The following is a 10,697-nucleotide window of genomic DNA, read 5'->3' as shown; positions in this document are numbered from 1 at the left end:
GTACCGATTCACGCCAGCCGCCCGTGCGGTGCTGGCGCTGCTGGCCTGCCTGCCGTTGGCGGCATGGGCCGACGAAGACACCGCTGCCACTCGCGCCGACGCCGACGAGGCGACCGCACCCGTCAAGCACCTGGGCGTGGTCACCGTGACCGGTGGCCGCCGCGGCTCGCTGCCGTCGCAGATCCCGACGACGATCGAAGGCATCAGCGGCGCGCAGGTGCAGGCCAGCATCAACGCGACCGACAGCGAGGACGCGCTGAAGTACCTGCCGAGCCTGCTGGTGCGCAAGCGCTATGCGGGCGACTACAACCATGCGGTGCTGTCGACGCGCGCGTCGGGCACCGGCAACAGCGCGCGCTCGCTGGTCTATGCGGACGGCATCCTGCTGTCCAACCTGCTCGGCAACGGCGCGAGCTTCGCGCCGCGCTGGGGCCTGGTGACGCCGGRGGAGATCGAGCGCGTCGACGTGCTGTACGGCCCGTTCTCGGCCGCCTACCCCGGCAACTCGGCCGGCGCGGTGGTCGACTACCTGACGCGCATGCCGTCGAAGTTCGAGGCCCATGCGATGGTCGGCGCGTTCTCGCAGCCGTTCCAGCTCTACGGCACCGACACCACCTACAACGGCTGGCAGACCAGCGCCTCGCTCGGCGACCGCCACGGCGGCTGGTCGTGGTGGATCAACGCGAACCGGCTCGACAGCGAAGGCCAGCCGCTGGTGTTCGACACCAMGGCCACGCCGACCGCCGGCGCCGTGCCGGACACCGACAAGACCGGCAAGCCCTGGTACGTGCGCGGCACCGGCACGCAGTACCGCACGGTGCAGGACCACCTGAAGCTGAAGCTCGCCTACGACCTGGCCACCGACCTGCGGGCCAGCTACACGCTGGGCTGGTGGCGCAACGACGCGGTCGGGCGCTCGGAGCAGTACGTGGCCCCGGTGCTGGGCGGCGTGACCAACCGCGACGGCCTCGCGCACCTGGTGCAGGCGCTGTCGCTGAAGCAGAACGCGGGCGGCGTGTTCGACTGGGAGCTGGCTGCGAGCGTCTATGACTACCGCCGCGACCTGAGCCGCAAGCCCGCCGCCGGGTCGACGCAGCAGCCCGCGTTGTCGCAGCAGATGCTCAACGGCGGCAACGGCAGCGCGACCGACCTGAACGGCACCGGCTGGAACACGCTGTCGGCGCGCGGCACCTGGCGGCCCGCTGGCGAGGGCAGCGCCCATGTGGTCGACGCCGGGCTGCAGCAGGACAGCTTCCGCCTGCGCACCACCGTCTACGGCCTGGCGGACTGGATCAACCAGGAAAGCGGCACGGTCAACGCCCGTTTCAATGGCAACACGCGGCTGCGCTCGGTGTTCGGCCAGGACGCCTGGCGCTTCGCCGACGGCTGGATGGCGGTGCTCGGGCTGCGCGGCGAGCGCTGGCAGGCCTTCGACGGCCTGACGCAGACCGGCACGTTCACGCCGTATGCGCATCCGCAGCGCTGCGAGACCGCCTGGTCGCCGAAGGCCGCGCTGTCGCACGAGTTGCGCGAGGGCTGGGTGCTGAAGGCCTCGGCCGGGCGCGCGGTGCGGTTTCCGACGGTGTCCGAGCTGTACCAGGGCGCGGCCACCGCGACCGGCATCAGCAACATCGCGAACCCGGACCTGCGGCCCGAGCGCTCCTGGACCTCGGAACTCAGCTCCGAATGGACGCTGCCCGACGCGGCGACGCTGCGCCTGACGCTGTTCCACGAGGACACGCACGATGCGCTGTACAGCCAGCCGCTGCCGAACGTGACGCCGGTGACGAACAGCGTGCAGAACGTCGACCATGTGCGCACCACCGGCCTCGAAGCCGCCGCCCAGCGCGAGAACGTGCTGTGGCGCGGGCTCGACCTGCAGGGCAGCGTGACCTATGCCGACTCGAAGATCGTCGCCAACAGCGGTTACGTGAGCACGCCGGGCGACACCGTCGGCAAGTGGCAGCCGCGCGTGCCGCGCTGGCGGGCGAGCGCGCTGGCCGCCTGGCGCGTCGACGAGCGCTGGACCGTCAGCTACGGCGCGCGCTACAGCGGCCGGCAGTACGGCAGCCTGGACAACAGCGACACCAAMGGATCCACCTACATGGGCACGTCGAAGTACTTCACGACCGACCTGCGGGTGCGCTTCGCGATCGACAGGCAATGGCATGCCGCCTTCGGCATCGACAACCTGAACAACGACCAGTACTGGAATTTCCACCCGTACCCGCAACGCACCTACAGTGCGGAGCTGCGGTACGACCTGTGAATGCCTCCCTGAAACGGACCCCTGTCATGACCATGAACCACCTCCTCACCCGCCTTGCCGCCACCGCCCTGGTTTCGCTCGCCGCCGCCGCGGCCCAGGCCCATGAATTCACGCTCGGCGACATCGCCATCGGCCACCCGTATGCGCGCGCGACCGCGCCGGGGCAGCCGACCGGCGGCGGCTTCCTGCGGCTGGAGAACCGCGGCAAGGCGGATGACCGCCTGCTGTCGGCCAGCGCCGACGTCGGCCGGACGACCGAGCTGCACATGATGAAGATGGAGGGCGACGTGATGCGCATGCGCGAGGTGGCGGCGATCGACGTGCCGGCCGGCAAGTACGTCGAGCTGAAGCCCGGCGCGCTGCACGTGATGTTCCTCGGGCTGAAGGCGCCGCTGAAGGAGGGCGACAAGTTCCCGCTGCGGCTGAAGTTCGAGAAGGCGGGGGAGGTGACGGTGACGGTGAACGTCGAGGCGGCGGGGGCCGATCACAGCCACTGACGAGGGGTCAGCGGGCGAGGGCCTTCAGCGCGAGCTTGATGCCTTCGCTCACACCGACTTCCGCCGGCAGGCTCTTCAATGCGGCGGCCGCCTCGCGGTCGCTGTAGCCCAGCGCCACCAGCGCCTGCAGGATGTCGGCCTGCGCATCGCTCGCGACGCTGGCCGGCATCGCCAGGTCGGCACCGAGCTTGCCCTTCAGCTCCAGCAGCAGCCGCTCGGCCGTCTTCTTGCCGATGCCCGGCACCTTGATCAGCCGGCCGCTCTCCTGCAGCGACACCGCCTGCGCCAGCTCGCCGACGCTCAAGCCCGACAGGATCGACAGGGCCGTGCGCGGCCCGACGCCGGAGATCTTCACCAGCTGACGGAAGGTCGCGCGCTCCTCGGCTGTCAGAAAGCCGAACAGCACCTGGGCGTCCTCGCGCACGACGAAATGCGTCAGCAGCGTCACGCGCTCGCCGAGCGTGGGCAGGTTGTAGAAGGTGCTCATCGGCACGTCGACCTCGTAGCCGACGCCGCCGACATCCACCAGCAACTGGGGCGGGTTCTTCTCTGCCAGCAGGCCGCTCAGCCGGCCGATCATCGGCGGAACAGGCCCAGGCGCTGGGCCTCGAGCGCGGCTTCCGCCCGCGAGCTGACGTTGAGCTTGCGGTAGATCTGCTTCACGTAGTCGGCGATCGTGTGGCGCGACAGGTTCAGCTGCGTGCCGATCTCCGGCAGCGTGAAGCCCTTGGCCACCCACAGCAGCACCTCGTTCTCGCGGTCGGTCAGCGAGACGTGCGGCAGGTTCTGCGGGCGCTCCTGCGGCTTGTTCTGTGCCGCGAAATACGCGATCACGCGGCGCGCGATCGACGGCGTCAGCGGCGGCTCGCCCTGGCTGATGCGCTGCAGCTGCTCGACGAAATGCTCGCGCGGCTGCTCTTTCAGCAGGTAGCCGAACGCGCCGGCCTGCAGGGCGGGGAACAGGTGGTCGTCGTCGTCGTGGATGGTGACCACCACCGACTGCGCCTCGGGCTGCGATTCACGCAGCGCCGCGACCACGTCGACGCCGGATCCATCCGGCAGGCCCAGGTCGACCAGCGCGACATCGAAGCGCTCGGCGCTGATCAGGGCCAGCGCGTCGTGCACCCGGGCGCTCTCGGAGATCTGCGCCTGCGGAAACACCTGCGTCACCAGGGCCTTCACCCAGGCACGGATCTCGGGCAGGTCTTCGAGCAGCAGGATCTTGTTCATGGGGTGTCCTCGAGGGGATCTTGAATCGTAGCAGCGGCCGGGTGGACGGACGAGGAAGGATTGTGCGCTTCACAGCGGCAAGGTCAGCCGGATCACCGTGCCGTAGCCCGGCCCCGACTCGACCAGGCACTGCCCCTGCATCTGCTTGGCGCGGTGTTTCATGCTGGCCATCCCGTGGCCGCGGTCGAKCTTGCCGTCGAGTTCCATCGGGATGCCCTTGCCGTTGTCCTGCACGACCAGCACGAAATCATGCTCGCCGATGCTGCAGCGCACCTTGCAGTGCGAGGCGCCGCTGTGCTTGATGATGTTGCTGACCGCCTCGCGCAGGATGCGGGTGGTCTGCACGAAGGCACGCGCCGACAGCTGCTGGTGCACGTCTTCGGTGGGGCTGCGCCAGTCGGCCTCGATGTTGGCCTGGCTCAGGCGCGACACCGTCTCGGCGCGCCAGTCGGCCAGCGCATCGGCCACCTGCATCGGCTTGCCGGTCAGGCCGCGCACCGACAGGCGCATCTCCTCGAGCGCCTCGCGCGCCAGGGTGGAGATGCGCTCGCTCTCGCTGGTGTGCACGATGGTCAGCAGCTTGGCGCCCAGGTCGTCGTGCAGGTCGGCGGCGATGCGCTTGCGTTCCTTCTCGGTCACCTGCTCGACGCGCAGCTCGGCCATCTGCGAGAAATTGCGCTCGATCTCGGCGGTGACCTCGTTGATGCGGCTTTCCAGCGAGTTGCGGCTCGCCTCGGCCACCTGCAGCGCGCGGCCGAAGATGTGGATCTGGCGCGCGGCGACCGCGATGAACATCAGCGGCATGCTGAAGTGCAGCACGTGCACCGGCAGCCACGAGATCCAGCCGTGCTGCGTCGCCAGCTCGACCAGCACCAGCACGCCGACGCCCATCAGCATGAAGGCCATCGGCCAGAAGTCGGCGCGGCCGTCCGGCCCCTTGCGCCAGGTCACGCGCAGGTACAGCGTGACGGCCGCCATCACCTCGGCCGACAGCAGCAGGTACCAGCTGCTCGTCATCAGGTACAGGCGATGCGGCCCGGCGAGCGCGAGGCTGGCCGGGATCAGCAGGCACTGCAGCGCGAGGCCGATCTCGAGCTTGGTCGAGCGCAGCGCGGCATAGCGCACCAGGAACTGGACCGCCAGCGCCACCAGCACGCCGAAGCCGACGCAGGACAGGAACTCGCTGGTGGCGTTGTCCCACGGCGGATCGCGCCACCACAGGCGCGCCGACAGCGCGGCCCAGCCGATCGCAAGCAGGCCGAAATGGATCAGCCAGGGGCTGCGGCGATCCTGCCACCCCATGCCCAGCATCACGATGCCCAGCGGCACCAGCATCGCCGAGATCACCTGCACCAGCGAGATGTTCCAGAAGGCCTGGCGCGCCTGCTGCTCGGCCAGCAGCGCGTGCGGCCCGACCTGCACCGCCGACAGCCCGCCGGCCCGCTGGCGCGACGCGACGTGCTGCAGCGCGTAGCCCTGCACCTTGATGTCGAGCACGTTGCCGTCCGGGTTCAGCAGCGCCGGCGGCAGCGCGACGAGCTGCGGGTAGAAGCAGTTGCGCGTCACCGGCTCGGCCATGCGGCCGCCGTCGAAGACCAGGTTGCCGTTCAGCCAGACCTGCGCGTTGCTGCAGGCACGCTCGATGTAGGCGGCCATCAGCGGCGCCGGCGTGATGCGGCTCGCCGGCAGCGTGAAGTTGAGGCGGTACCAGGCCGGCCCGTCGGACTGCGGCAGGGTCTCGGACCAGTCGTCGGGCAGGCGCACGGCGCGCTGCTGCAAGTCCTGCGGGAAGGTGGGCAGGGTGCTGGCAACCCGGCTCGCGTTGCGGATCTCGATGACGCCGGAGTCATCGGCCGCGGCGCTCGCGACCGCGCCGCTGAGGGCCAGCACGCAGGCCACCGACATCGCCACGCATCGGGCCGCGGCACGCAGCCGGTCGGCGAGGGTGGGCGTCGGCGGAAAGCAGGGCATGGGCGCCGATTGTGCAGGATGCCTGCGCCGCCGGGGCCTTCCGGCGACAATCCGGCCTTCCGCCTTCTTTTCAGCCCGAGTCAGCGCCCACGTGATCCTTCGCCACGCCTTCATCCCGCTCGACAACGCCCGCCTGTCGCACTTGTGCGGCAGCGTCGATGAACACCTGCGCAGCATCGAGGCCGCCTTCGGCGTCAGCATCTCGCGGCGCAACGAATCCTTCCGCATCGACGGCCCGAAGGCGAGTGCCGAGCGCGCGGTGGCCTTGCTGCAGACCCTGTACGGCCGCTCGCGCCGGCCGATCGCGGCCGAGACATTGCAGCTCGCGATCACCGAGGCGCTGGCTGACGACTCGCAGGCGCGGCCGCGCACGCCGGTGCTCGGGCGCCCGGCCTTGCGCGAGGCGGCCCCGGGCGATGCCCCGGATGAAGAGGGCGACGAGGTCCTGCTGCGCACGCGCCGCCCCGACCTGACCGGCCGCACGCCCAACCAGCAGCTGTACCTGCGCAACATCCTCGCGCACGACATCACGTTCGGCATCGGCCCGGCCGGCACCGGCAAGACCTTCCTCGCGGTGGCCTGCGCGGTCGATGCGCTGGAACGCAGCAGCGTGCAGCGCATCATCCTGACGCGGCCGGCGGTCGAGGCCGGCGAGCGGCTCGGCTTCCTGCCCGGCGACCTGGCGCAGAAGGTCGATCCCTACCTGCGCCCGCTGTACGACGCGCTGTACGACCTGATGGGCATGGAGAAGGTGGGCCGCGCGTTCGAGAAGGGCAACATCGAGATCGCGCCGCTCGCCTTCATGCGCGGGCGCACGCTGAACCATGCGTTCGTGATCCTCGACGAGGCGCAGAACACCACCCGCGAGCAGATGAAGATGTTCCTGACGCGCATCGGCTTCGGCAGCAAGTGCGTCGTCACCGGCGACGTGAGCCAGATCGACCTGCCGCGCGGCACCGACAGCGGGCTGATCGACGCCGAGCGCGTGCTGCGCCGCGTGGCCGGCATCGCGATGACGCGCTTCACCGCGGCCGACGTGGTGCGCCACCCGCTGGTCGCGCGCATCGTCGAGGCCTACGACGCCGCGCCGACGGATCGGATCTGAACATGGCGACGGCACGTCCCGAGCTGGGTCTCTCGCTGCAGTTCGCCGACGCGACGCACCGCGCCGAGCTGCCCCGCCACAAGGTGGCGCGCTGGATCCGCGCGGCGCTGGCGGCGCCCGGCGAGATCACGGTGCGCATCGTCGATGCCGACGAAGGCCGCGCGCTGAACCGCGAGTACCGCGGCAAGGACTACGCGACCAACGTGCTGACCTTCGACTACAGCCACGCACCGGTGGTGCAGGCCGACCTGATCCTGTGCGCGCCGGTGGTCGAGGCCGAGGCGCGCGAGCAGGGCATCGCGCTGCAGGCGCATTACGCGCACCTGCTGGTGCACGGCACGCTGCACGCGCAGGGGCATGACCACGAGGAAGAGGACGAGGCGGTCGAGATGGAGGCCGAGGAGACGCGCATCCTCGCCGGGCTCGGCTACGACGATCCCTATCAGCGCTGAGCGGGCCGAGCGCCGGGCCGCCCCAAGCCGGCCCGCATCCCCTCGGGGGATCGGTCGATGTACTCATCGACCGAGGGGTTGTCATCTCGGATGGCGCGACGTGCTCAGGTAGCGCTTGCGCCAGAAGAACCAGCCGAGCGAAACCGCGATCACCAGCATGAAGCCGCTGGCCATCCAGACGCCGTCGCCGCTGTGGATCAGCGGCAGCCCCTCGAAATTCATCCCGAAGAACCCGGTGACCAGGTTCAGCGGCAGGAAGATCGCGGTCAGCACCGTCAGCGTGCGCATGATGTCGTTGGTGCGGTTGCTCTGCGCCGAGAAATGCATCTGCACCGCGGTCTCGGCCGAGGATTCGAGCCGGCGCACGTGGCTCAGCACGCGCTCGATGTGCTCCAGCACGTCGCGCGAGCGCACGCGCAGCAGTTCGCGGTCGCGCGCCGCCTTCGGGTCCGGCTCGTCCGGCCATTCGTCGAGCGAGTCGATCCATTCGACGATCGCGCTGCGCTGGTCCTCGCAGGTGTCTTCCAGCAGGTGCAGCGAGTTGCGCGACTCGAGCAGCACCTGCCAGCTGTCGAACTGGCTGCGCGGGTTGAACAGCTCCTGCTGCAGGTAGCCGAGCTGCTTGGTCAGCAGCCGGCGCAGCTCGAGGTAGCTGTCGACCATGTGGTTCAGCATGCGCAGCATCAGGTCGGCGGGGCCGGTGGGCAGCCGCATCGCGCCGCGCGGCTCGTAGCGCTGGTCGGCACCCTCGACCATCTGCTGCAGCTTGCTCGCGAAGAAATCGCGCACCTGGCAGTCGGTCGGGTGCACCGTCATCAGCACGCGGTCGAACACCGCGAAGCCGACCGGGCTGGTGTCGATCGCCTCGAGCGCACGCTTGGCGGTGCTGGCGGTGCCGCTCTGGTCGTCGAGGAACAGGCCGGCGCTGCCGCTGCCCGCCGCGAGCCGGCGGAACACCATCAGGTCGTACCACGAGGTGTAGTCGAAGTGCGACGGCAGCTGGTTGTTCAGCAGGTCGGAGATGTGCAGGTCGACGAGCTGGCCGCCGGTCCAGCGCTGCAGCCCGGCCTGGACCTCGGCGATGTTGACCTCGAACTCGCGCCGCGCGGTGCCGATCCACAGGTAGCCGGTGGACGGCAGCTTGTCGGGCAGCGCTTCGATCTCGGTGAACTGGTCGGCCGTGATGTGGAAGATTCGCATGCGCCGCGTGTGTGGTGTCGGGTGCGTCAGGCCTGCTGCCGCAGCAGCCGGGCCGCGTCGAGCGCGAAGTAAGTCAGCACGCCGTCGGCGCCGGCGCGCTTGAACGCGAGCAGGCTCTCGAGCATCACCGCATCGTGGTCGAGCCAGCCCTGGGCCGCGGCGGCCTTCACCATCGCATACTCGCCGCTCACCTGGTAGGCGAAGGTCGGCACGCGGAACTCGTCCTTCACGCGGCGCACGATGTCGAGGTAGGGCAGGCCGGGCTTCACCATCACCATGTCGGCGCCTTCGGCCAGGTCGAGCGCGACCTCGCGCAGCGCCTCGTCGCTGTTGCCGGGGTCCATCTGGTAGACCTTCTTGTCCGCCTTGCCGAGGTTCTTCGCCGAACCGACCGCATCGCGGAACGGGCCGTAGAAGGCGCTCGCGTACTTGGCGCTGTACGCCATGATCCGCGTGTGGACCAGGCCGCGCGCTTCGAGCGCGCTGCGAATCGCGCCGATGCGGCCGTCCATCATGTCGCTCGGCGCGACGATGTCGACGCCGGCCTCGGCCTGCACCAGCGCCTGGCCGGTCAGCACCTTCACGGTGTCGTCGTTGCGCATGTAGCCGGTCTCGTCGGGCAGGCCGTCCTGGCCGTGGCTCGTGAACGGATCGAGCGCGACATCGGTCATCAGGCCGAGCTGCGGGAACTGCTTCTTCAACTCGCGCACCACGGTCGGCACCAGCCCCTTCGGGTTCAGCGCCTCGCTGCCGTTCTCGTCCTTCAGCGCCGGCTCGATGACCGGAAACAAGGCCAGCACCGGCACGCCGAGCTTCACGCATTCTTCGGCCAGCGGCATCAGCCGGTCCAGGCTGAGGCGTTGAACGCCCGGCATCGAGGCGACGTCGTGCACCTGGTTGCGCCCGTCCTGGACGAACACCGGGTAGATCAGGTCGCTCGCGTGCAGGCGGTTCTCGCGCACCAGCGCGCGGGTGAATTCATCGCGGCGCAGGCGGCGCGGGCGGTTGGCGGGGAACGGGGCGGGCGGCAGCATGGCGTCTTCTGAAGGCGGTTGCGACGCGGGGGCCGGCCGCCGAAACCGATGTGACGATGAGACATCGGGACTTTTTACGTGTAAATCCCGTGCGACGGCACTTCAACAGCCCGGCACTCATCTGCTAAAGTCGCCCTTGAATGATAGCCGCAAGGTGGTCATTCCCTGCTTTTCCTCCCTGAGCAGGAGCCTTACCGTGATGACAGCGATGAGGCTTTTCAACCCCGGCCTTGACGGTCGGGGTTTTCTTTTTGGGATGACCACCCCTCGTCGACGAGTACATCGCCGATCCCCCGAGGGGATGCCGGTCGGCTTGGGGCGGCCCTGCGCTCGACCGGCCCCCCATAATCCCGCGGATGAGCAGCCTCTATCCCTGGGTCAAGGCCCTGCACCTGATCTTCGTCGCCAGCTGGTTCGCCGGTCTTTTTTACCTGCCGCGCCTGTTCGTCAACCTCGCTTCGGTGCCGGCCGACAGCCACGCCGAGCGTGAGCGCCTGCTGTTGATGGCGCGCAAGCTCTACCGTTTCACCAGCTTCCTGATGGTTCCCGCCCTGCTGTTCGGCCTGTGGCTGTGGCTGGGCTTCGGCATCGGGCGCGGACCCGGCAGCGGCTGGCTGCACGCGAAGCTCGCGCTGGTGGTGCTGGCGATCGGCTACCACCACGGCTGCCGCGCGCTGCTGCGCCGATTCGAGCAGTTCGAGAACCGCCGCAGCGAACGCTGGTTCCGCTTCTTCAACGAGACCGCGATCCTGCTGTTCGCGGCCATCGTCGTGCTGGTGATCGTCAAGCCGTTCTGATCCGGCGATGGCACCGCACCGCAGCTCGGCCGGACCGTTGGCGTGGCTGTATGCGGCGCTGATCGTCTACGCGAGCCTGTCGCCGTTCACCGGCTGGAAGCAGCCGGTGGCGCTGGCGCTGGCCGGGCTCGGCCACCTGCCG

10 protein-coding genes are annotated in these 10,697 nt (G+C 69.5%); 5 read left to right on the top strand and 5 right to left on the bottom strand.

Annotated elements, in window-relative coordinates; genetic code table 11:
- Window positions 1-28: 28 nt before the first annotated feature.
- A complete protein-coding gene (locus AC1D15_RS08190; RefSeq protein ID WP_477825591.1) occupies window positions 29-2,269 on the top strand; it encodes a TonB-dependent receptor in 2,241 nt (746 codons plus the stop codon).
- Window positions 2,270-2,295: 26 nt separating this feature from the next.
- Window positions 2,296-2,766, top strand: coding sequence for a copper chaperone PCu(A)C (locus tag AC1D15_RS08185; RefSeq protein WP_477825590.1), 471 nt, complete (start codon window positions 2,296-2,298; stop codon window positions 2,764-2,766).
- 7 nt (window positions 2,767-2,773) lie between these two features.
- Here the strand turns inward: AC1D15_RS08185 and ruvA are convergent, their stop codons facing one another.
- From ruvA to AC1D15_RS08170, 3 genes are all read right to left on the bottom strand, one after another.
- A complete protein-coding gene (ruvA, locus tag AC1D15_RS08180; protein WP_477825589.1) occupies window positions 2,774-3,346 on the bottom strand; it encodes a Holliday junction branch migration protein RuvA in 573 nt (190 codons plus the stop codon).
- A complete protein-coding gene (locus AC1D15_RS08175; protein WP_047510238.1) occupies window positions 3,343-3,996 on the bottom strand; it encodes a response regulator in 654 nt (217 codons plus the stop codon). Before AC1D15_RS08175 ends, ruvA begins: the two co-directional genes overlap by 4 nt.
- Window positions 3,997-4,065: 69 nt before the next feature.
- Window positions 4,066-5,967: a sensor histidine kinase gene (locus tag AC1D15_RS08170; protein WP_477825588.1), complete on the bottom strand. Its 1,902-nt coding sequence runs from the start codon at window positions 5,965-5,967 to the stop codon at window positions 4,066-4,068.
- Window positions 5,968-6,058: 91 nt separating this feature from the next.
- On the opposite strand from AC1D15_RS08170, the gene AC1D15_RS08165 reads away from it, so the two are divergent.
- Window positions 6,059-7,072, top strand: a complete 1,014-nt coding sequence (locus AC1D15_RS08165; protein ID WP_465110777.1) for a PhoH family protein — start codon at window positions 6,059-6,061, stop codon at window positions 7,070-7,072.
- A gap of 2 nt (window positions 7,073-7,074) precedes the next feature.
- On the top strand, window positions 7,075-7,524 hold the full coding sequence (gene ybeY, locus AC1D15_RS08160) for an rRNA maturation RNase YbeY (protein ID WP_047510233.1): 450 nt from the start codon (window positions 7,075-7,077) through the stop codon (window positions 7,522-7,524).
- A gap of 81 nt (window positions 7,525-7,605) precedes the next feature.
- On the opposite strand, the gene AC1D15_RS08155 is transcribed toward ybeY, so the two are convergent.
- Window positions 7,606-8,724 carry a magnesium transporter CorA family protein gene (locus AC1D15_RS08155; protein WP_477825587.1) on the bottom strand — a complete coding sequence of 373 codons (1,119 nt, stop codon included), beginning with the start codon at window positions 8,722-8,724 and terminating at the stop codon, window positions 7,606-7,608.
- A 26-nt stretch (window positions 8,725-8,750) separates the two neighbouring features.
- Window positions 8,751-9,758, bottom strand: a complete 1,008-nt coding sequence (gene hemB, locus AC1D15_RS08150; protein WP_465110780.1) for a porphobilinogen synthase — start codon at window positions 9,756-9,758, stop codon at window positions 8,751-8,753.
- Between the two features lie 356 nt (window positions 9,759-10,114).
- Here hemB and AC1D15_RS08145 point away from each other — a divergent pair, with 356 nt between their 5' ends.
- Entirely contained in the window at window positions 10,115-10,555 is a 441-nt protein-coding gene (locus AC1D15_RS08145; protein WP_047510227.1) for a CopD family protein, read from the top strand.
- Window positions 10,556-10,697 lie beyond the last annotated feature (142 nt).

The sequence above is a fragment of the Rhizobacter sp. P2_H2 genome (assembly GCF_056403375.1).
The sequence above is the reverse complement of the archived record's forward strand: the minus strand, read 5'-3'. Positions and strand labels throughout refer to the sequence as shown.